Annotated in this window: 19 protein-coding genes; 17 read left to right on the top strand and 2 right to left on the bottom strand. The window is 40.3% G+C overall.

The features are described 5' to 3' along the window. Positions 1-260 precede the first annotated feature (260 nt). The 4 genes from gyrB (at position 261) to ACKTS5_RS06055 (ending at position 5733) form a co-directional block, all read left to right on the top strand. A complete protein-coding gene (gyrB, locus tag ACKTS5_RS06070; RefSeq protein WP_408042955.1) occupies positions 261-2198 on the top strand; it encodes a DNA topoisomerase (ATP-hydrolyzing) subunit B in 1938 nt (645 codons plus the stop codon). A 127-nt stretch (positions 2199-2325) separates the two neighbouring features. Beyond that, positions 2326-3363 (top strand): DUF6588 family protein, encoded by a 1038-nt coding sequence (locus tag ACKTS5_RS06065; protein ID WP_408042954.1) that lies wholly within the window; start codon positions 2326-2328, stop codon positions 3361-3363. Positions 3364-3495: 132 nt separating this feature from the next. After that, positions 3496-4422 carry a malate dehydrogenase gene (mdh, locus tag ACKTS5_RS06060; protein ID WP_408042953.1) on the top strand — a complete coding sequence of 309 codons (927 nt, stop codon included), beginning with the start codon at positions 3496-3498 and terminating at the stop codon, positions 4420-4422. Between the two features lie 228 nt (positions 4423-4650). Further along, on the top strand, positions 4651-5733 hold the full coding sequence (locus tag ACKTS5_RS06055; RefSeq protein ID WP_408042952.1) for a glycosyltransferase: 1083 nt from the start codon (positions 4651-4653) through the stop codon (positions 5731-5733). Here ACKTS5_RS06055 and ACKTS5_RS06050 read toward each other — a convergent pair. Beyond that, positions 5730-6557 (bottom strand): 2OG-Fe(II) oxygenase, encoded by an 828-nt coding sequence (locus ACKTS5_RS06050; protein WP_408042951.1) that lies wholly within the window; start codon positions 6555-6557, stop codon positions 5730-5732. The two genes, ACKTS5_RS06055 and ACKTS5_RS06050, sit on opposite strands and share 4 nt — an antisense overlap. Before the next feature lie 63 nt (positions 6558-6620). On the opposite strand from ACKTS5_RS06050, the gene ACKTS5_RS06045 reads away from it, so the two are divergent. Beyond that, a complete protein-coding gene (locus tag ACKTS5_RS06045; protein ID WP_408042950.1) occupies positions 6621-7736 on the top strand; it encodes a hypothetical protein in 1116 nt (371 codons plus the stop codon). Here the strand turns inward: ACKTS5_RS06045 and ACKTS5_RS06040 are convergent. Further along, a complete protein-coding gene (locus tag ACKTS5_RS06040; protein ID WP_408042949.1) occupies positions 7717-8409 on the bottom strand; it encodes a cell division ATP-binding protein FtsE in 693 nt (230 codons plus the stop codon). The two genes, ACKTS5_RS06045 and ACKTS5_RS06040, sit on opposite strands and share 20 nt — an antisense overlap. Before the next feature lie 126 nt (positions 8410-8535). Between ACKTS5_RS06040 and ACKTS5_RS06035 the strand changes: the two genes are divergently transcribed. From ACKTS5_RS06035 to ACKTS5_RS05980, 12 genes are all read left to right on the top strand, one after another. Next, on the top strand, positions 8536-11556 hold the full coding sequence (locus ACKTS5_RS06035) for a tetratricopeptide repeat protein (protein ID WP_408042948.1): 3021 nt from the start codon (positions 8536-8538) through the stop codon (positions 11554-11556). A gap of 1 nt (position 11557) precedes the next feature. Next, positions 11558-13369, top strand: a complete 1812-nt coding sequence (locus ACKTS5_RS06030; protein WP_408042947.1) for a TonB-dependent receptor — start codon at positions 11558-11560, stop codon at positions 13367-13369. Positions 13370-13491: 122 nt separating this feature from the next. Beyond that, positions 13492-14151, top strand: a complete 660-nt coding sequence (locus ACKTS5_RS06025) for a hypothetical protein (RefSeq protein WP_408042946.1) — start codon at positions 13492-13494, stop codon at positions 14149-14151. 103 nt (positions 14152-14254) lie between these two features. Then, the gene (locus ACKTS5_RS06020) at positions 14255-15694 is read left to right on the top strand and encodes a M20/M25/M40 family metallo-hydrolase (protein ID WP_408042945.1); all 1440 of its coding nucleotides are present in this window, start codon (positions 14255-14257) and stop codon (positions 15692-15694) included. A 16-nt stretch (positions 15695-15710) separates the two neighbouring features. Then, on the top strand, positions 15711-17333 hold the full coding sequence (locus ACKTS5_RS06015) for an amidohydrolase (RefSeq protein ID WP_408042944.1): 1623 nt from the start codon (positions 15711-15713) through the stop codon (positions 17331-17333). Positions 17334-17392: 59 nt separating this feature from the next. Then, the gene (locus ACKTS5_RS06010) at positions 17393-17719 is read left to right on the top strand and encodes a DUF3703 domain-containing protein (protein WP_408042943.1); all 327 of its coding nucleotides are present in this window, start codon (positions 17393-17395) and stop codon (positions 17717-17719) included. A gap of 236 nt (positions 17720-17955) precedes the next feature. Continuing rightward, positions 17956-18498 (top strand): sigma-70 family RNA polymerase sigma factor, encoded by a 543-nt coding sequence (locus tag ACKTS5_RS06005; protein ID WP_408042942.1) that lies wholly within the window; start codon positions 17956-17958, stop codon positions 18496-18498. Positions 18499-18582: 84 nt separating this feature from the next. Continuing rightward, a complete protein-coding gene (locus ACKTS5_RS06000) occupies positions 18583-19713 on the top strand; it encodes a glycerophosphodiester phosphodiesterase (RefSeq protein ID WP_408042941.1) in 1131 nt (376 codons plus the stop codon). A 156-nt stretch (positions 19714-19869) separates the two neighbouring features. Further along, complete coding sequence (locus tag ACKTS5_RS05995) at positions 19870-20553, top strand: NUDIX hydrolase (protein ID WP_408042940.1); 684 nt, start codon at positions 19870-19872, stop codon at positions 20551-20553. A 64-nt stretch (positions 20554-20617) separates the two neighbouring features. After that, entirely contained in the window at positions 20618-21451 is an 834-nt protein-coding gene (prs, locus tag ACKTS5_RS05990) for a ribose-phosphate diphosphokinase (protein WP_408042939.1), read from the top strand. Between the two features lie 211 nt (positions 21452-21662). Further along, positions 21663-22637, top strand: a complete 975-nt coding sequence (locus ACKTS5_RS05985) for an ADP-ribosylglycohydrolase family protein (protein ID WP_408042938.1) — start codon at positions 21663-21665, stop codon at positions 22635-22637. 67 nt (positions 22638-22704) lie between these two features. Beyond that, on the top strand, positions 22705-23259 hold the full coding sequence (locus ACKTS5_RS05980) for an RNA 2'-phosphotransferase (protein WP_408042937.1): 555 nt from the start codon (positions 22705-22707) through the stop codon (positions 23257-23259). Positions 23260-23263 lie beyond the last annotated feature (4 nt).

Genomic DNA, 23263 nt, shown 5'->3' with positions numbered 1-23263 from the left:
GAATTGTTAAATTTGATTTAACCTTGTTTTTAGCCGATTTAAGCAACTTTTTCCCGTTGCCTTTTTTTTGCAGTTTTCAGAAACAAACCCCTTTAAAAACTTTATTTAAAAGTTAAAAAATTGTAAATTTGAACAATTAGAATCGCCTTGAGCGATTCTTTTTTTGGGGTGTGAAATCTTACCGTCTTTTGAGTAATAAGACCAAAAATATTTTTTTATACCCTCTGTAGTAAAATAAAAGTGAAACTAAACTCAAATTTATGAGCGAAGAAAAAAAGCACAATTATTCCGCCGATAGTATTCAGGCACTTGAAGGAATGGAGCACGTACGTATGCGTCCATCGATGTATATTGGAGATGTAGGCGTTAGAGGTCTGCACCACTTAGTATACGAGGTAGTAGACAACTCTATTGATGAAGCTTTAGCGGGACATTGTGATGATATAACCGTTGTAATTAATGAGAACAACTCGATCACAGTTCGTGATAACGGACGTGGTATTCCTGTTGGGCTGCACAAGAAAGAAGGCGTTTCAGCCCTAGAGGTTGTTATGACTAAAATTGGAGCCGGAGGAAAATTCGACAAGGATTCCTATAAGGTTTCGGGAGGACTTCACGGGGTTGGTGTATCCTGTGTAAATGCGCTATCAGATCATTTAATTGCAACTGTACACCGCGATGGTAAAGTTTGGCAACAAGAATACGAGCGCGGAAAAACCTTATACCCTGTTAAAACCATTGGAGAAACTGATAAAACGGGAACAGAAGTAACCTTCTTACCCGATACGAGTATCTTTCAACAAACAGTGGTATACAACTACGATACCTTGGCGACGAGAATGCGTGAGCTCGCATACTTAAACAAAGGTATCACCATTACCTTAACCGACCTCAGAGAAAAAGACGACGAAGGTAATTTTATCAGTGAAAAATTCCACAGTACAGAAGGGCTTTCTGAATTTGTAAAGTACTTAGACAGTACACGTGAGCAATTGACTGCAGGTGTGATTTCAATGGAAGGTGAAAAAAATGGAATTCCTGTAGAGGTAGCCATGGTTTACAACACCTCTTATGCTGAAAACTTACACTCCTACGTAAATAATATTAACACGCACGAAGGGGGAACACACCTCTCTGGTTTCCGTAGAGGGTTAACGCATACCTTAAAGAAATACGCCGATGAATCAGGCCTGTTAAAAAACGTAAAGTTCGAAATCTCAGGAGATGACTTCCGCGAAGGATTAACTGCTATTGTTTCTGTTAAGGTAGCAGAACCTCAGTTCGAAGGACAGACAAAAACAAAGTTAGGAAACCGTGAAGTAACTTCAGCTGTATCACAAGCAGTGGCTGAAATGTTAAGTGATTACTTAGAGGAAAATCCAAACGATGCCAAATCTATCGTTCAGAAGGTAATTTTAGCAGCGCAGGCAAGACATGCAGCTCGAAAGGCTCGTGAAATGGTACAGCGTAAAACGGTAATGAGCATCGGTGGCTTACCTGGAAAATTATCTGACTGTTCTGAAACCGATCCGGCAGCTTGTGAAATATTCTTAGTCGAGGGAGATTCGGCAGGTGGAACTGCAAAACAAGGACGCGATCGTAATTTCCAAGCTATTTTACCTTTACGTGGTAAGATTTTGAACGTGGAAAAAGCGATGCAGCACAAAGTGTTTGAAAACGAAGAAATCAAAAACATGTTTACTGCACTAGGGATCACCGTTGGTACTGAAGAAGACCCAAGAGCCTTAAACTTGTCAAAATTGAGATATCACAAAGTAGTGATCATGTGTGATGCCGATGTCGATGGTTCGCACATTGCTACCTTAATCCTTACCTTCTTCTTCCGTTATATGCGTGAGATGGTAGAACAAGGATATATCTATATCGCTACACCACCTTTATACTTAGTAAAGAAAGGACAAAAAAGAGAATACGCTTGGGATGATAACCAACGCGATTTGATTGTTCAAAAAATGGGTGGAGGAGCAACTATCCAACGTTATAAGGGTCTTGGAGAGATGAACGCTGAACAACTTTGGGACACTACCATGAATCCTGAATTCAGAACCTTACGCCAAGTAACTATCGAAAACTTAACAGAGGCCGACCGTGTGTTCTCCATGCTTATGGGTGACGACGTTCCGCCACGTAGAGACTTTATCGAGAAAAATGCTAAATACGCAAATATCGATGCATAACTTCAAAAACCTTAACGAAATCGTTAAGGTTTTTTTTATGAATAAGCGCATCACAACGCATCTATTAAAAAAATCATATCTTTAATCTATTAACGAGTAGTACCCTAGTACTGATAACTATCCAGATATGAAAATAAAATCTACCCTACTTTTAGTAGCTTTGGTATTGACTGTCCTCAATAGCCAAGCCCAAAATTTTGAAACCATTCTTTTAGCAAGAGCTGACGCCTCGAAAATTTCTTCGGCCTATTTGAGTCCTGTCACCAAAGGGCTGATTTATACTTCGAATGTAGGTTGGTATCACACAGCCAAAGTTCACAAAACTTTAGGTTTTGATATTACTATTGGTTTAAATGCCGCTTTTGTACCGAGTAAAGATGAGTTGTTTAATATTCCCGCCTTGAATTTGTCGAGCAACACTTCGGTACTGAACGGGCAAGCGAACTCACCTACCATTATTGCCAATAATTCTGTGACTCCAGCTCAGGTTCGCTATACCTCAACTGTACAAGGACAAACGGTACAAGCCGATTTTACCTTACCCAATGGAGCGCGTGATGACTTCCCTTTAAACTCAGTTCCTGCCCCTGCCATACAAGTAGGTTTAGGCCTTCCTGCAAAGTTCGAAGTAATGGTCCGCTACCTGCCAAAATTAGGTCCGGATGACACGAAACTCGGATTGTTTGGCCTAGGATTGAAAAAAGAAATCACCGACTGGTTTGGTCCGTTAGACAAAACGCCACTTCACGTGTCCTTGTTAGGAGCTTATACCAACTTTTCGGTGAACCACGATTTCGGAAATACTACAGGCTCGGTAAGTACTCAAGACGGGACTGCCAATTTTAAGCTCAACTCCTATACCATACAGGCCATTGCATCCTTAAACTTCCCAATTATTAACGTATACGGAGGATTTGGATATACCGGAGGGAGCACCAAACTCAGTGTTGACGGAACCTATACCCTCACCTACCAAACCAATAATCCTACGGTGCCTACCGTCAGTGAAAGTATCACCAACCCCCTGGCTTTAACACAAGACGCAGGAGGTGTAACCGCTACTGTTGGAGCTCGCGTAAGCCTAGGTTTCTTCAAACTCTTTGGTAGTTACACCCTTCAGGAATACAACGCAGTTAATGCGGGTATTTCTTTCAGTTTTAGATAAAAACCAACAAAAATATTTACAATCAAAACTCCTCGTTAATTTCGATGGAGTTTTGTTTTTTTATCCCTGTTCAAATCGCTATTTTTGTGCATCTTATTAATAATTTACTAATATTTACTAAAAATATATAACATGAAAGTAACGGTTGTAGGAGCAGGTGCTGTAGGTGCGAGTTGTGCTGAGTACATTGCTATTAAAAATTTCGCTTCAGAAGTAGTTTTAGTTGACATTAAAGAAGGTTTCGCTGAAGGTAAAGCGATGGATTTAATGCAAACGGCTTCATTAAATGGTTTTGACACAAAAGTAGTTGGTACTACTGGAGATTACAGCAAAACTGCTGGATCAGACATCTGTGTTATTACTTCAGGAATTGCTCGTAAACCAGGAATGTCTCGTGATGAGTTATTAGGAATCAACGCTGGTATTGTAAAATCAGTATCTGCTAGCTTAATTGAGCATTCACCAAATACTATTATCATCGTTGTATCGAACCCAATGGATACAATGACTTATTTAGTGCACAAAACAACTGGATTACCGAAAAACAGAATCATCGGTATGGGAGGAGCTTTAGATTCAGCTCGTTTCAAGTACCGCTTAGCAGAAGCTTTAGAAGCTCCTATTTCTGATGTTGACGGTATGGTTATCGGAGGACACTCTGACAAAGGTATGGTTCCATTAACGCGTTTAGCGACTCGTAATTCTGTACCTGTATCTGAATTTTTATCAGAAGAGCGTTTAACTCAGGTTAAAGAAGACACGAAGGTTGGAGGTGCTACCTTGACAAAATTATTAGGAACTTCTGCTTGGTATGCACCAGGAGCAGCTGTATCTGGTTTGGTTCAAGCAATCGCTTGTGATCAGAAAAAAATCTACCCTTGTTCTGCTTTGTTAGAAGGAGAGTACGGATTGTCTGACTTATGTATCGGAGTACCTGTAGTATTAGGTAAAAACGGTATCGAAAGCATCGTTGAAATCAACTTAAGCGATGAAGAAAAAGCGCACTTACAAAGTTCAGCGGAAGCAGTTAAAAACAACAACGCTTCTTTAGAATTCTAAGAAATATACAGTTTTTTTAATAAAAGCTCGCATGTGTACATGCGGGCTTTTTTCTTAAAATGTGTTAAAATACTCTCCCCCTTGTAAGCCTGAGGAAAGTTCTACGTCTACTTTGAAGAGAAGCATACCATTATGTTTCTTTTTCATAGTTTTTCATAGCAATTTTCCCACTTCTGTCTAGAAGTGGGTTTTCTTTTAGTATCTTTCCCTCCGTTAAAATGTTCCCGAGTGAAAAAAGTCATTGTTTGCGTCACCAATGATCTTCAAACAGATCAACGCGTGTACAAAGTATGCCAAACTCTGTTTGAGTTAGGGTACGAGCTGCTCCTAGTTGGTAGAGAACTACCTGCAAGTGCTCCTCTTAACCGTCCCTACCAAACAAAGCGATTTCAGCTCTTTTTTAATCGAGGTTTTCTCTTTTATGCCGAATACAATCTTCGGTTATTTCTTTTGCTTTTGTCGAAGAAAAAAGACATCGTACTAGCCAATGATTTGGATACCCTGCTCCCAGCATATCTGAGTTGTAAATTCACCAATAGCAAACTCGTTTTTGACAGTCATGAGCTCTTTCCGGAAATTCCTGAGCTAGTACATAGACCCAAGGTGAAAGCTGTATGGGAATCTTTAGAAAACTTTTTGCTTCCTAAAATCCAATTTGGTTATACCGTAAGTCAAAGCATCGTTGATCACTATCAAGAAAAATACCATCGTAAGTTTCAACTCGTCCGAAATATACCTATTCCAGAAGCCGAAGTAGCCCCTTATACTGCAGGAATACTGCCCACTTCGAAATTCATTATATACCAAGGCGCCGTAAACATAGGAAGGGGACTAGAATTAATGCTTGCTGCCCTCCCCTTATTACCAGAATTTAAGTTCGTTATTGTTGGAACCGGAGATATCTATACCGATTTGCAGGAACACGTACGTGCATCCGAGTTAACACATCAGGTTGTTTTTACAGGAAAACTAGCTCCAACAATCTTGCGAAGTATAACCCCACAAGCTTGTGTTGGGATGAGTCTTGAAGAAGATTTAGGTTTAAACTACAGGTACGCACTTCCGAATAAGATTTTTGATTACCTCCACGCTGAAATTCCCGTTATTGTCTCTGACCTACCAGAGATGAAAAAAGTAGTAGCCAATCACGGTATCGGCGAAGTACTGCAACAACGAACTCCCGAACAGCTCGCATTGCAGTTAAGAAGGATGGTAAACACTGACTACGCTACAAATTTACTACGCGCAAAAAAACAGTTTAGCTGGCAACGCGAAGCAGCAGTATTAGGTGACATTTTTAAACAGCTCTAATCTTCCTGATCGCGTTTGTATTGATGGGGATTTTCTCGGACTCCTTTCTTAAACAAACTGCGTAAACCGTTGCGCAATCCATTGTCTAAACGCATTAGAAAATCCAGTCCAGTGGCTCCAGGTCGCGCCCTAAACGTAGTGATATGAAAGCGATCGGATGCATGGATAGGAACTTCGCTGAAATAGTAATTCGATACACAGCACCTGGGTGCACGTACCGCTACTTTACTCACCGAATGCCACGAAGTGTCGTGCGTTGCCATGACAACGAGCCGATTAAAACGACTCACTAAGGTAATCGGATCTCCTTGCACCCCTGCTGGCCAAAGTTCCAAATTTCCTCCATTTTCTAATGCCCAATCCGGACTTACATAATACAATAAATTAAATACCCGCCAACGATTCCTATCCTTATCATGTGAATTATCGAGATGAGGATGTAAGTAGTTACCTTCTTTCATCACCGATAAACCACCGGCGTACAAATACTGATCAGGTAAGCAATCTAACTTTTCACAAATAGCTCCAATACACTGTACCACAGCTGGCTCTTGAAAAGCATAGATCAATTCTTCTAATAGGTTCTCGTAGGCGTCCATTTGATACGCCACGTGCTTAAACTCTCTAAAATTCTTTTTCCTAATCACTGTTTCCCCCTCTACAGGAAATGCTTTGTATACCTCCAGCACCAAAGATTCAGGCAATAAATCATCCAAAACAAAATATCCGATTCCAGATTTCGTTTGAGCATATTGACTGGCGAGTCGTTCTTGGTGTTTTTGCAATTGAGCAGTGATGTATTGAGCGAGATCTTTACGGGTCATTCTAGATTAATTTACTGAGTAAAGATATTATTTTCCTATTAAAACCTATTTTTGTCTGAGCACATGAAGAAAAAAATACAATTAGTATCCTTCGACAATCCTTTTCCCGCCAATTACGGGGGGGTTATCGATGTCTATTATAAAATCATTGCCCTCTACGAGCAAGGAATTTCTATTGACCTACACCTTTATGGAACTCGTACAGCAGCCAGTCATCAAGAACTAGAAAAATACTGTGACGCCATTTATTACTATCCGAGAGGATCTTTTTTTAGGGGCCTCTTTTCGAGCGACCCCTTTCGCATTGCCACACGTAAACACAAATTGCTCACTCAACGATTGATTGCCACTGAAGCTCCTGTGCTCCTTGAGGGATTGCAGAGTTGTGCTTCCATAGATAAGTTAAAACATCACAAGGTATTTGTTCGGGCACACAATATCGAACACACGTATTTTTACAAATTGGCACAAAGTGAATCGAACTGGTTAAAAAAAACACTCTACTATCGCGAAGCTAAGAAACTAAAAACCTTTGAAAACAAATTAGCCCACGCAGCAGGAGTTTTTACCATAGCTCCTCACGAACAACGATATTTTCAAAGCCACTATAAAAACGCGCATTACATTCCCGCTTTTCACGAAGCAAACTTCAATAGGGATTTCAAAACTCCCGAAAATCCTTTTATACTCTACCATGGAGACCTGAGGATCGCCGACAATATCAAGGCGGCCTACTTTTTAATTGAAGTCTATAAAAACACGCCTCACCAACTTGTTATTGCCGGTAGTGCTGCCGACGAAAAACTTATAAAAACTATAGGTCATTATCCGAACATCCAGCACAATCCCATTCCAACGCAAGCAGCGCTCGATACCCTCTTACAAAGTGCACATATCAATACCCTACTGACTTTTCAACACACGGGTATCAAACTCAAACTTTTGAATACTTTGTACAAAGGCAAACACCTTATTTGCAATACGATGATGACAGCTGACACTGGCCTAACGGCACTAACTACTACCGCTGATACCAAAGCGGAATTTTTGAGTGCTACGGAAAAATTACTATCGCAGCCTTTTCATCATGAACAGCAAGAGGCTCGTAAAAAAGTACTTCGAGAATTTTCTCCGGCAAGCAGCTGTAAAAAAATGTTAGCTATTGTTTTTCCGGCATAGTCTGCTGTACCTCAAACAACTCTCCGCCTTCACATTTTACGGTCTTTTGTCGGAACTTTACAATTAATTGGTAGTCGTGGGTAGCCATTAAGATCGTTTTACCACTTTGATGAATGGTGTTTAAAAGTTCCATCACTTCCAATGAAGTTTTAGGGTCAAGGTTTCCTGTAGGCTCATCTGCCAAAATCAATTCAGGATCGTTTAGCAAGGCACGTGCAATAGCGACGCGTTGTTGCTCTCCTCCTGAAAGTTCAAAAGTTTGCTTGTAGTACTTCTCCTTCATCCCAACTTTATCGAGTACTTCGTAGATTTTGTCTTTCATATCTGTCTTGTTCTTCCAGCCAGTAGCTTTCAGTACAAATTCTAGATTTTCAAAAACATTTCGATCATTTAGCAACTTGAAATCCTGAAAAACGATTCCTAATTTCCTCCTTAAGAAAGGGATGTCTTTTTCCTTCATCTTCTTCAAGTCAAAACCTACGATCGACCCGAGGCCTCGCTGCAAACGCAAATCACCGTATAGGGTTTTTAACAAACTACTTTTTCCACTCCCTGTTTTACCAATGAGGTAATAAAAATCACCTTTTTCCAACGTAAAATTCACTTTCGACAAGACGAGGTTATCACGTTGATAGATATCGGCGTTTTCTAGGTGTAAAACAGGTGTACTCATAAATAAAAATGTTTTTTACAAATCTAAAATTTTATCTGGTATTTCTACAACATTTATTACTTTTGATCTCAATCCTTCCAACAAAAAACAAAAACGAACGTTATAGTTTCTAGATAACTAAAAATTATGAGAATTAATTGTTTTAAAAAACAGCTCTATACCTTACTTTTTTTAGCGAGCACCACGGGAATAGTTGCACAAAAATCATCCTTTAACGAAGGGAGCAGTGCTACATTCATAAAGGCTACTGAATTGTACAACAACAAATCGTACGCGGCTGCACAAAAACTATTTATTGAAGTTGGCCAAGAAACGGGCACACACAAAACCCGAAAAGCCAATGCGGCATATTTTGATGCCATGTGTGCTATCAAACTCAATCAAGACGACGCCAATGATAAGGTGATTGACTTTGTCAACACCTACCCCTATAACAACAAAAAAGAAAAAGCTTTTTTAAATGTTGGAAACTACTATTTTGCGAACAGAAAAGCCTCACACGCCCTCCGTTGGTATCAGAAAGTAAACGATAAACTGCTCAACCAAGCAGAGAAGGACGAACTCAACTACAAAATGGGCTATTGCTTGCTCGTTTCAAACTACCTAAAGGATGCCAAAGCGCGATTTAAATCTCTCTTAGGAAACCCTATTTACGGTAACGATGCTCGTTACTATTACGGTTATGTAGCGTACAAGCAAGAAAACTTCGGTGAAGCCGAAGATAACTTGAGTCAACTTGCCGATGATGCTACCTATCAATCAAAAGCCAATTACTACATTCTTGATATTAGTTTTAAAGCAGGACGTTTTGACAAATCAGTTCAAATTGGTGAAAAACTATTGGAAACGAGTAAAGACAAAAAAGAAGCTTCGCAAATCTCAAAAATTATCGGAGAGAGTTACTTCAATCTGAAAAAATACGACAAAGCCATTCCATTTCTCACGGCTTACAAAGGTAAAAAAGGACGTTGGACCAATACGGATTATTATTATTTGGGATATGCCTATTACCAGCAAAAAGACTATGAACGCGCTATTAGCAACTTCAATAAAATTATTGGAGGTACCAATAAAGTTGCTCAAAATGCCTACTACCACCTCGGTGAATGCTATTTAGAACTCGATAAAAAAGTGGAAGCCCTGAACGCTTTCAAAAATGCGAGTGAAATGGACTTTGATGCGAAAATCACCGAAGGTGCCTGGCTCAATTACGCCAAATTAAGTTATGAGCAAGGGAATCCTTACCAGAGTGTACCGGAGGTTTTACAGGCCTATCTATCTAAATACCCTGTAGGTCCCGATGCCGATCAAATTCGCCAATTACTCATCACTTCGTACCTGCACCAGCAAGACTATGTGGGGGCTTTGGCATACCTCAACAAAAACAAAACTCCTGAAAACATCAAATTGGCCAACGAAGTTTCGTTGTATAGAGGAATCCAATTGTTTAACCAGGAAAAATTAAAAGAAGCACTGCCGTTTTTTGAAAGTGCCACAAAAGCTGAAAACTTAATTACCAGTGATCGCGGAAACTTTTGGTTGGCAGAAACCGCTTACTTACTCGGTGATTTCGACAAAGCACGCACTCATTTTTCACAAGTTAAAGACGAAGCCACACCTGAGTTTAACCAATTACACTACAACTTAGGATATACGGAATTTAAACTCAAAAATTACGACAAAGCCTCGAAACACTTTATTCGCTATCTAGAAAAGAACCTAGAAGACAACGATTTCAACGACGATGCTTCGAATCGTTTGGGTGACGCTTTCTACGCGACCAAAAAATATCAGTCAGCCATTAATGCCTATAAAAAAGTAATTGACGAAGGAGGTACAGGTGCCGATTACGCGCGATACCAAACGGGAATGAGTTATGGGTTTTTAGGAAAAAGCGATGAGAAAATTTCAAACTTACAAGCCGTAGTGAACGAGTATGAGGGATCTCAACTCAAAGACGATGCCTTGTTTCAATTGGGATCTACTTATACCGCTAACAACTCGGTTGATCACGCACAAGCTGCTTACGAGCGCATCCTAAAAAAACATCCTAAAAGTAGTTATATTCCAAACGTGTTATTGCGTCAAGGACTGCTTTATTACAACAATAACAACAACAAAAAAGCACTCGAAAAATACAAGTCAGTGGTGGCTAGATTCCCAAAATCAAGTGAAGCAAGACAAGCGGTAACCAATGTGAAAAATGTATACATCGATCTCGGACAGGTGGACACCTATGCTGCTTGGGTTAAGAATGTAAAATTCGTCAATGTTTCCAATGCCGATTTAGACAATGCGGCATACGAATCAGCAGAAAACCAGTTCTTAGAAAACAACACGGCTAGAGCCATCAACGGCTTCCGAAAATACCTACAAACCTATCCGGAAGGTCTGCATGCATTGGCTGCTAATTTTTACCTGGCAAAATCGTTAAACACGAGCGGGAAACCCGCAGAGGCCATTCCGCATTACAAGTACGTGACGGAACAAGCTAAAAACGAATTTACAGAGGAGTCTCTTGCCAAATTAGCTCAAATTCACCTAGATCGCAATGAATGGAAACAAGGAATCGCGTTATTATTAGCCTTAGAGAAAGAAGCTAATTATCCGCAGAACATCGTTTTTGCTCAAAGTAACCTCATGAAAGGGTATTACGACAGTGAAGACTATAGCAAAGCGATTAAATACGCCGAAAAAGTATTGGCCAACGTCAAGGTAGACAAAGACATCCAAGAGGACGCTGAAATCATCATTGCCAGAGCATCTCTAAAAAACAACGACTTTCCTACTGCCGAGGAATACTTCAACGAAGTGAGTACAAAAGCTACAGGAGAATTGAAAGCAGAGTGCCTGTACTACAATGCCTTTTTCTTGAACGATCACAAAGATTATCAGGGTTCCAATGAAGCAATCCAAGACTTGATTGCCAACTATTCTACCTATAAATATTGGGGAGTAAAGAGTTATATCATCATGGCTAAAAATTACTACGCCTTAAAAGATGCCTACCAAGCGACCTATATACTTGAAAATATCGTCAAAAACTTCAGTCAGTACAAAGACCTCGTTGAAGAAGCTAAAAATGAACTCATTAGCATCAAAAACAAAGAAGCGAAAACGAATGAATCAATTACCAAACAAAACTAACATGTCAATACTCACAACCGTTAACGATTTGAAAGCAATGAAAAAATTTGTAGGGGCCTTGGTTTTGTTTACCACGTGCAATTTGCACGCCCAAGAAAAAAAAGAGACCGCAAAGGACACCATTATAAAAACAGAGGTTGTAAAAGTTGTTACTTCCTATGTACCTAAAATCACAGACGCTTTTAAAATAAAGCAAAAACCTGCCGTGAATCACACCAAAGACACGGAAAAGAAAAAGCTGGAGTATCAAATCTTCTCTGTTCCGGTTGCCTCTACCTTTATACCTAAAAGTGGAGCAATGAAAAAAATTGATTTGGGAAAAAGAGAACGCCTCTACCCAAACTATTTATCCATCGGTTTCGGAAATAATGTGACTCCTTCCGTAGAAGGTTTTTTCCGCAGAGATTTGAGCTATGACAGTGAATTAGGAGTACATGCTAACTTTTTAATGTCGCTCGACCCCGTAGCCAATACCCGATTGAGTAGCACCTATTACAACATGGATTTAGATGTGTACTACCAACAAACGGAACGCTATTTTACCTGGCAAGCTGGAATGGATTTAGAACGCAATAAATACAATTGGTACGGTTTACCCGGTGCCATTACGTTTAGAGATCGCGTTATTGATGCCATTGAACCCGAACAGATTTATGGAAAGTACAAAATTTTCGGATCGATAGACTTTGATGATTCGTATATCGACAAAGCCAAAGCTAGTGTATCGCTTTTCGCCGATTCATTCAGCAGCAGCGAATTCGATATCAGTACGGACGCAGATTTTTTATTTCCGCTCGATAATATTCACAGAGAACTGAACGATTTAAAACTCAACGGTTCTATTAATTTTATCGGTGGTAAATTTGCCAATGCCTACGAGAGTCAACAGAGTATCCAATACAGTTTTTTAACGCTAGGACTGCACCCTACCTATCATTTTCAGCTCCGTGATTTAAAAATTAAACTCGGTGCTAAGGCCTATTTTTCGATGGACTTACAAAATAGCGTTAACAATTTCTTAGCCTATCCAGATGTTGAAGTATCCTATCCGGTAGTAAAAGACTTTGTCGATGTATACCTAGGTGCAGATGGAGATTTAGCCGTTAATTCGTATCAAAATTTCGCCACTGAAAACCCTTTTGTTTCTCCTTCTTTATACCTCACGCAAACCAACACGAAATACAGTGGTTTTGGAGGTATCCGAGGAAAGCTAGGGCAGCAATTTAGCTACAATACCAAAGTGAGCTATAGCGATGTGGAAGACCAACCCTTCTACACCTTAAATTACTCGAAATCGGACGGTAGTAAAACTACAGGAAATAACGGTTTCTTCTTATCAGGTTACGAATTCGGTAACTCGTTTAGAGTGGTGTACAACGATGTAAAAATCCTCAGTATATTTGGAGAAATAGCTTTTGAAGGCATTCAAAACTTAAACTTAGGAACCTCTGTTGAATACAATCAATATACCTTAAACAATCAATTACACCCATGGAATACTCCTAACTTAAAAGCAGAAGTATTTGGGGAATACAAGCTTGAAAAATGGTATGCTGGTGCAAACATCTTCTTTGTCGGAGAGCGTAAAGGTGTTTCTTATGCCGGTACCAACCCATCTCCTTTTAGCACAGTTACCTTGAAGAGTTATATAGATGTAAACCTACACGGAGGGTATCAATTTCACGATGACTTTTCGTTGTTTGTCAATTTAAAAAACGTACTGAGCAACGATTATCAACGCTATACTAATTTTAGAGTACAAGGCTTTCAAGCCATGGCGGGGCTAACTTGGAAATTTGACACCTTGTTTTAATGATAAAATTCTTAATACACAGTAGTATTATATTGGTATTAACAATAATAACACAAATCGGCGGTATACTGTATCTACTGTCGATTTTGTTGTTTTATAAGTATACTAGGCGAATCAAACTAATGGTATTTACCAGCCTTTACCTCCTAGCAACATTCTTTATCGTTCCGAAAATAGCCCCCTTATTTGGACGTGTCAAAATAGCTAACACGCCATACCTAACACAGCACTCCTTATTTACTGTGCTGTGTAATAGAAATTACGTACGACCTACACTGCACAAAGTATTGCAAAAAACGGGAAAACAACTGCAAACGTATTATCCCGGAGTAAAAATAAGTTATCTCGACGCTTGTTTTCCTTTTTTCGATGGCTTTCCATTACTTCCTCACCTCAGCCATAAGGACGGTAAAAAAATTGATTTAAACTTTATGTATCTGCTTCCTTCCGGGCAGCCTACCTCACAAGGTCCTTCTGTTTCCGGATACGGTGTTTTTCAAGCACCCAAACCAGGCGAACAAAACAAGCCAGCTTACTGCCACCAAAAGGGATATTGGCAATACAGCTTTACTAAGTACCTCACCTTTGGGAGTACCGATGAGCTCCGCTATTCATCGAAACACACCAAAAAACTAGTACAACTGCTACTTCGACAATCCGCTGTAAAAAAAATCTTTTTAGAGCCTCACTTGATACAGCGCATGGGCATACAACATTCGAAACTGCGCTTTCACGGTTGCAAAGCGGTGCGCCATGACGATCACCTGCACGTACAATTATAAGCACATCCCCTCTTTCACCTACACCGCATTCACAGATTCGAAATTTTAACGTCATTTCCCAGCATTTTTACGTAGCTTTAGGTGCTTAAAACTACTCAAATTCATGAAAAAAATAACACTACTAGCCCTTGCTACGCTAGCAAGTTTGGGCGCTTGTCAACGTCCCACAACGCAGGATGCAGCCACTGCTAAAAAAAGTACTGCAGAAGAAAAAATAGATTCAACCAACATAAAACACTTTTTTAATACTGCACTTACCGAAGGAAAATCCTACGAATGGTTGCGTGACTTAACCAGTAACATCGGAGGTCGTTTATCAGGGTCTCCAGAAGCTGCCAAGGCAGTAGTATGGGGTGAACAACTCATGAAAGAGGTTGGTCTTGACTCTGTGTGGCTACAACCAGTAATGGTACCGCATTGGGTTCGCGGAGCAAAAGAAACTGCTCATTACGAATTTAAAGGCAGTACAATTGACGTTCCGATTTGTGCACTGGGATTCTCTATTGCCACTCCAAAGGAAGGAATCACAGCAGAAGTAATAGAAGTAAACAGCCTTGACGAAGCCAAACAACTCGGTGAAAAGGCCAAAGGAAAAATCGTTTTTTACAACGGTGCTTTTGATAATAAACTGATCAATACTTTCCAAGCTTATGGCGGTTGCGTTGGACAGCGTTTTGCAGGTGCTGCCACCGTAGGAAAGCTTGGAGCTGTAGGAGTTATTGTTCGTTCTATGACCAATGGAATTGACGATTATCCACACACGGGATCTATGGGTTATGGAGAGATCCCTGAAGAAAATTACATCCCAGCAGCAGCCATTAGCTCAAGAGCTGCTGAAAATCTAAGTACGCACCTGAAGGAAAACCCGAACTTAAAATTCTATTTTAAGCAAAGCTGTCAAACCCTTCCTGACGCCCCATCTTTTAATGTGGTCGGTGAACTAAAAGGTAGCGAGCACCCAGATAAAATTATGGTTGTTGGAGGACATTTGGACTCTTGGGATCTCGGTGATGGGGCTCATGACGACGGTACGGGAATAGTCCAATCATTAGAAGTGGCCTATTTATTTAAAAAGAACGGTATTCGCCCTAAAAACACCTTGCGCGTCGTATTCTTTATGAATGAAGAAAACGGTTTACGAGGAGCCAAAGAATACCATCGCTTAGCCAAAGAAAACAACGAAGTACACATCGGTGCGTTAGAATCGGACGCCGGAGGCCATACCCCACGTGGATTCTCAATCGATGCCAATCCAAAAAACCTTCAGCTCGTGCAGAGTTGGAAAAAATTACTAGCTCCCTACGGTCTGCACGACTTGGTTAAAGGCGGTGGTGGTGCCGATATTTCACCGCTTAAAGACGAGCATGTAACCCTAGTAGGTTACCGACCAGACTCGCAACGCTATTTTGACTATCACCACGCAGTGACAGATACTTTTGACAAAGTCAATAAAAGAGAACTCGAACTCGGAAGTGCATCCATGGCAAGTATCCTTTATTTGATGGACAAATACTTGTATACTTCAGATACTTTAAAACCCTAATTTTGCGCAAATCAGCATGAAAAAAACACTTTACACACTACTAAGTACAGGCCTCTTTTTAGCCCTCGGTGCCTGTGAAACCCAAAAAGAAGCTGACCTATTGGTCATCAATGCTAAAGTTTATACTGTAGATAAATCCTTTAGTACCCAAGAGAGTTTTGCTGTTAAAGACGGTAAATTTATCGCCGTAGGTACCAATGAGGAACTTCAAAAAAGTTACCGTGCAAACGAGGTTATCGACGCAAAAAATGCAGCGGTTTATCCAGGGTTTATAGATGGACATTGTCATTTTTACGGACTCGGATTACAACAACAAAAAGTAGATTTAGTAGGTACGCAAAGCTACCAGGAAGTGCTAGATCGCTTGGTTGCTTTTCAAAAAGAAAAACAAGTTCCCTTTATTACGGGACGCGGATGGGACCAAAACGATTGGGAAGTGAAAGAATTCCCTACGAAAACAAAGTTAGACGAACTGTTTCCTGAAACTCCTGTAGCTATCAGACGCATCGACGGGCACGCCATGCTCGTCAATCAAGCGGCCATCAATCTTGCCGGTATCGATATAAACACCCGTATTGACGGAGGAGAATTTCTCATAAAAGACGGTGCACTTACCGGAGTGTTAATCGATAATGCCATGAATTTCATCAAGGTACCCAAACCGAGTAAAAAAGAACAAATTCAGGCCCTACTCGACGCTCAAAAAATATGTTTTGACTTAGGCTTAACGACGGTTGATGATGCTGGGTTAGACAGAGAAGTTATTGAGCTTGTAGACAGTTTACAACATGCGGGAAGCTTAAAAATGCGTATCTACGCCATGATTTCCAATACCGAGAAAAATCTCGATTACTACCTCAACAAAGGCATCATCAAAACAGACCGCTTGCATGTGCGTTCGGTAAAAGTATATGCCGATGGAGCGCTCGGGTCAAGAGGTGCTGCCTTAAAAGACGCATACGCCGATAAAAAAGGACATTTTGGTGCACTCGTTAATTCGTATGACAATTTACAAAGCTTGGCAAAACGCATTGCTGCTTCGGAATACCAAATGAATACGCACGCTATTGGCGACTCTGCGAATTACGTTATGCTAAAAACCTACCATCAAGTACTGCCTACAGAAAATGACAGACGCTGGAGAATTGAGCATGCACAAATTGTAGATGTAAAAGATTTCAAACTGTTTAAAAACGTTTTGCCATCCATTCAACCTACCCATGCCACCTCTGATATGTATTGGGCAGAAGATCGCGTTGGATCGGAAAGAATTCACGGAGCCTATGCGTACAACGACTTACTAAAGGAATACGGAAAAGTGGCCCTTGGAACGGACTTCCCTATTGAAAACGTAAGTCCATTGTATACGTTTTACGCAGCGACGATCCGTAAAGATTTAAAGGGATATCCTGCAGAAGGGTATCAAACAAACAATGCACTCAGTCGAGAAAACGCCCTCAAAGGAATGACCATATGGAACGCATATGGCAATTTTGAAGAAACGGAAAAAGGAAGTATTGAAGTCGGAAAACTCGCTGACTTCATCATACTAGAAAACGATATTATGACCGTTGAAGGAAATAAAATTCCACATACTAAAGTCAATCACACCTATGTTAATGGTGAAAGAGTAAATTAATTCACTGTATAAAACTGCATCTTTTTCTCGGTAGGGCAGTCACTTTATAAAAAACTACCATGTACCGAAAAAAAGCTTTTTATCAAGAACTACAACTCGCAAAAAAGGCACTTCGTAACGCAGCTTACGAAGTGTCTTTTTATCATTTAGAAAACGCTCATATCCTAGGTCAAAAACATTGGTACCGCCATACGCTATCTCATTGCTACATGCTTCACTTTGGCATTCGTACTGCTAACTACAAAGAAATCAAAGGGCAAATCTTACGCATACTTGCCGCCCTACTCATTACCCCAATTTGGGTCCCTAAAGGCAATACCGGTGGGAGCAACATCTCGGCAACGCAACCCTTACCTATACGAAGCGAACTGCAAAAGTTTTTTTAATTCTTTGCATCTATTTACTATTTACAACGTCTACTTAACGACGAAATATTAAAATTAAATAATCATGAATCATAAAAATCAATGTAGCTGTCAATGTGAAGGATGTAAATCAGGTTCTTGTCAAGCTTGTACTTGTGAGAACTGTACCTGTCACAATTGCCAATGTTAAATCAAAAGGAGGATCTCTATTTTTGAAGTCCTCCTCCTTATTTCGCTCTTTTTTGTAAATTTATACTATGAATACACAAGCTGTTTGGAATCAACACGCCGATGATTTACGTTACTTTATACGCAGTAAAGTAAAGGATCCTGTAATAACAGAAGATCTGCTCCACAATGCTTTTATTAAAATACATACCAAGTTAGATTCCCTAAAGAACCATGATAAACTAAAGTCATGGGTATTCACCATCACTCGCAATGTGATTATGGATTACTTTAAATCGCAAAAAATCGAAGTTACCAGCGATATCCTCGATACTTGTGAGGAAGAGTATCCCCTAGTACATACGGAGAAAGACTGTCTTTATGGAATCATCAAAAATCTGCCAGAAAAATACCGCGTTCCATTGTTTTTATCAGACATCAAAGGAATGAAACAAACAGAGGTAGCAAAAACGCTAAACCAGAATTTGACCACGACCAAATCTCAAATCCAAAGAGCCCGAAAATTGGTTGCCCAAGGCTTTATCGATTGCTGTGGTTTTGCCATCAATGAAAAAGGAAAACTCATCGGTGAGGTAAAAGACAAAGACGACTGTAAAGTTTGCGCTTCATAAACTAGCTATTAGATAATATTCCCTTTACCATTCCATCATCTTGATTTTGTTTTTTTGTTTTCACAAAATCAAAATGTACCCTTCATGAAACGAATACTTATTACGTTGTGGGCCTGCTGTGCCCTTTCCTCATTCCTCGCTTGTCAAGACAACGATGATCATCCCCAAAAAAACACTCCACTTATCATCGCCCATAGAGGAGCGCAATCGGTATTGCCCGAGCACACCCTAGAAGCGTATCGCAAGGGCATTGAACTAGGCGCCGACTTTATAGAACCCGATCTTGTATTAACCAAAGATGGGCACCTAGTAGTCCGTCATGAGCCCATGCTTTCTGGAACTACTAATGTCGCTGATTTACCTCAGTTCGCTCACTTAAAAACCACCAAAAACCTCGATGGAAAAATGGTTACCGATTGGTTCGCCATTGACTTTAGCTTGGCCGAAATCAAACAATTGAAAGCTAAACAAGCCTATCCAGGCCGACCTAAAAACTACGACAACCAATTCGACATTCCCACTTTTGAAGAAGTGATCGAAATCGCTAAAAAAAACACGAGTACTCGCAGCAAAGAAATTGGTATTTATCCTGAAATTAAACACCCCTATTTTCACAATCAAAAGTTCGGTGCCTATTTTATGGAAAAGACACTTATTTCTGTCCTAAAAAAGCACCAACTACACGAGTACGAAGCTCCTATTTTTGTGCAGTGCTTCGAAGTTGCCCCACTGCAATACATCAATCAGCAAATCGATGTCCGACTCGTGCAACTCATATCTACTTATGGAGTTAAAAAGGATGGTCGTTTAAACTTTGACCTTCCCGAAGGTGATTTTATCTCCTATGTAGCTCCCTACGATTTTCATCAGCGCGGTGACACGAGAACCTATGCTTATTTCAGCACGCCTGAAGGAATGAAATACACCGCTCAATACGCAGACGGTATCGGACCTTGGAAACCTTTTATCATTTCCTATAAAACAGCAGAGGACGGCAAAATTACATTGAACAAACCCAGTAATTTTATAAAGCTAGCCCACCAGTACGGTTTAAAAGTACATCCCTACACCTTTAGAAACGAAAATACCCAATGGAGTTCAGGAACTGCTGAAAAAGAATACCACCTCTTTTTTGACGCAGGAGTTGACGGTGTTTTTACCGACTATACCGATGAGGCTGTTCGCGCTTTAAAAAGTTGGAAAAAAAAGAATTAATACAAATATCTGCAACAAAACGATGCTCCTAAAAGCGATTTCGTTTTGAAAATTTGCCGAGCTATGTACCCTCAAAAAAAGAAGCCCGCCACCGTGCGGGCTTTTACACTGCTAGAATGTTTTGTAACTTTGCGTCGAATAAACGCTTATAATCCTATGCCACAAAACATCAAAGTTGCCGTAGATGCCGTCGTATTTGGTTACGAACAAAAAAAACTATCTGTACTACTCATCAAACGCGGTATAGCTCCGTATCTAGGATCTTGGGCATTGCCAGGAGGATTGGTACACGACGAAGAATCTTTGGAAAATGCCGTTCGCAGGGAGCTGATGGAAGAAACCAATGTGACTATTGACTATCTCGAACAACTGTATACTTTTGGCACCCCTAATCGCGATCCGAGAAACAGAGTCATTAGCGTTTCTTATTTTGCCTTGGTCAGTCCACAAAATTTTAAAATTGACGCAAGTACAGACGCTGCTGATGTCCAGTGGTTTCCGATGGATGCACTGCCTGAACTCGCCTTTGACCACAAAAAAATAATTGACGCAGCACTCGATAGACTTCGAAACAAAATCAATTACCAGCCTATTGGATTTGAATTGTTGAACTCCGAGTTTCCGTTTTCAGATCTAGAACAACTCTACCAAACAATCCTAAATAAAAGTCTCGATCGCAGAAACTTTCGAAAAAAAATCATGAGTTTTGGTATCCTTACGGAAACCGATAAAATGCACCAACCTACAAGTGGACGTCCCGCTAAATTATATCAATTCAATGCTGAAAAATACAGCGAACTCCTAAACGAGGGATTCCATTTCGAAATTAAGTTTGCGTAAAAAAAACACAAAAATATTTTTTCAACCCAAAATGTTTTATACATTTGCGTAAAAAAAACGCAATATGTATTTACACCTTGATCCCAATTTTATACCCTTTACCAGTGAATGCGATCTTGTTTTCGAAACCAGCACCTTTCCAGGTGGTGAGCCACACATTCGCATCGTATCAGAAATCACTTCTGAAGAGGTGACCATAACACATCGCATCAAAGAGTTTAACGATGTTGGTGTTTTACTCATTGCGACGAATGCCTTACGAAATATGGGCGTTGAAAAAATTCATCTCGTGCTTCCCTATTTCCCTGGGGCTCGACAAGATCGCTTAATGACCGATGGCGAAGCGCTGACCGCAAAAGTCTACGCCGAACTTTTAAATGCACAAAACTATAAGACAGTTCGCATTTTTGACCCGCATTCCGATGTGAGTCCGGCCTTAATCAATCGTTGTAAAGTGATTTCTAACCTCGGATTTATAAAACAGGTATGTAGTGAGTTACCTAAAGATCTTTGCTTGATTTCTCCCGATGGTGGTGCTTTAAAAAAAATATACAAGCTCGCCCAACAGCTAGAGCACTACCCGGTTATTGAAGCTTCAAAAACTCGTGACGTACGTACAGGAGCGCTCTCAGGATTCAAGGTATACACCGATGATCTGGCAGGAAAAGACTGCTTGCTTATCGACGATATATGTGATGGCGGAGGAACCTTTTTAGGATTAGCCCAGGAATTGAAGGCCAAAAATGCAGGAAAACTATACCTCGCAATCAGCCATGGCATCTTCAGTAAAGGGCTCACTGCCTTAGAAAATACATTCGAACGTATATACGTAACTGACAGCTTTCAGAACTATCAATCTGAATCTCTTACACAAATACGCCTTAATACACTATTGTAATACTAAGGTTGTGGAAAGAGCTTACAAAGCTGTTGCTAAAAGCCTTTACTACTGGAATCGTAATTGCTTTCTCAGCACACTAGTAATTTCTGAACTTATACGAACTGTCGTTGGAATACAAAGCACTGCTCCTCTTAAAAAATACTAGGGAGTTGGCACAACTAGCACTCGTGAGTGCGATGCAAAACAGTAACTAAAACAATAAATTGTTATGAAGAACTCATTTAATTGTTACCCCTCATTTATAGGCTTTGCTATGGGAGATGCTCTTGGGGTCCCTGTAGAATTCAAAAGCAGGTCAGAACTCCATCGAAACCCTGTAACAGATCTAAGAGGATTCGGGACACATCATCAACCTCCAGGAACTTGGTCTGACGATAGTTCAATGACCTTTTGCACTGCAGAAAGCATCTGTTCGGGCACGGAACTCCATCGATTAGCGAATAGTTTTTGCCTGTGGAAAAACCATGCGCATTGGACCCCTCACGGTACGGTTTTCGACATCGGTATTCAAACGACAAAAGCTCTTGATCACTTGCATTTACTGGTTGAACGAAAGGACTACGACGCACTGAACTACTTGAGGTCTAACGAAGATGAATATACCAACGGTAACGGTTCATTGATGCGCATTTTACCCTTCGTTTTTACCACACAACACATGGAACCCAGCCTTCAATTTGAGTACCTTTGGAAAGTCTCTTCATTGACGCATCCACATATTCGCGCAGCAATTGCCTGCTGGTTCTATGTACAGTGCAGTCAGTTTCTATTGCAGGACCTCGACAAGTTCGAAGCGTTTTACAAAACACAAGAAGCCTTACGAGTACTTTTAGAAGTTAAGGGCATCGTTTCAAGAGAACGTGCTGTATTCGAAAGAATACTAAAAAAAGATTTTTGGCAACTCAAACCGAATGCCATTGCTTCAAGCGGCTATGTTATCCACACGCTGGAAGCTAGTTTGTGGTGCTTGCTCACCAGCACCAGCTACGAGGAAGCCGTACTAAAAGCCATTAATCTGGGGGATGATACGGACACTACGGGAGCGGTTACCGGTGGATTGGCAGGTTTGTATTTCGGGATTGATACCCTTCCTAAAAGCTGGCTCTTACAACTGGCCAGACTTGACGACATTCAAAACCTCTGTACCAATTTTAACCGCATGTTGCAGTCAAAATTCTCCTAAGCACCCTGAGCATGCATTAGCGTACTAACAGCTGATAACATGCTCATTAATTTTAATTAAATTGAAAATGAAAAATACCGCTAAAAAAAGTAAATATTTAAGTCTTTTACTAAGACATCAGCCCGAAGCAATCGGGCTGGTTTTAGACAATGAAGGCTGGGCTTCTGTTGAAGAGCTCTTACTAAAAATAAATCGAACATCCTTTAGTCTTAGTTTTAACGAACTCAAAGAAATTGTAGCTAGCAATTCTAAGAAAAGGTTTTCCTTTTCAACTAATCAAACAAAAATTCGCGCTAATCAAGGACATTCTATTCGTCGCATCGAGTTGGGGCTAGAAAAAACACAGGCACCAGAATTTCTTTATCACGGAACTGTGGTCGACTTTTTGGACGCTATCCGAAAAGAAGGTCTCAGTAAAATGTCGAGAAATCACGTCCATCTCAGTACCGAACGCAGTACTGCCAACCAGGTAGGTAGTAGACGAGGTAAGCCTGTCATTTTAAAAGTTAATGCCCGTCGTATGCAAAGAGAAGGTTATGATTTTTACCTTTCAGACAACGGCGTTTGGCTGACGGATTTTGTTCCGGCAGCATTTATCGAATTCCCAAACAATACTAAATAGAAAA

This window comes from Tenacibaculum litopenaei, from assembly GCF_964514025.1.
Taxonomy (GTDB): Bacteria; Bacteroidota; Bacteroidia; order Flavobacteriales; family Flavobacteriaceae; genus Polaribacter; species Polaribacter litopenaei.
This window is presented reverse-complemented; position numbering and strand designations above follow the sequence as displayed.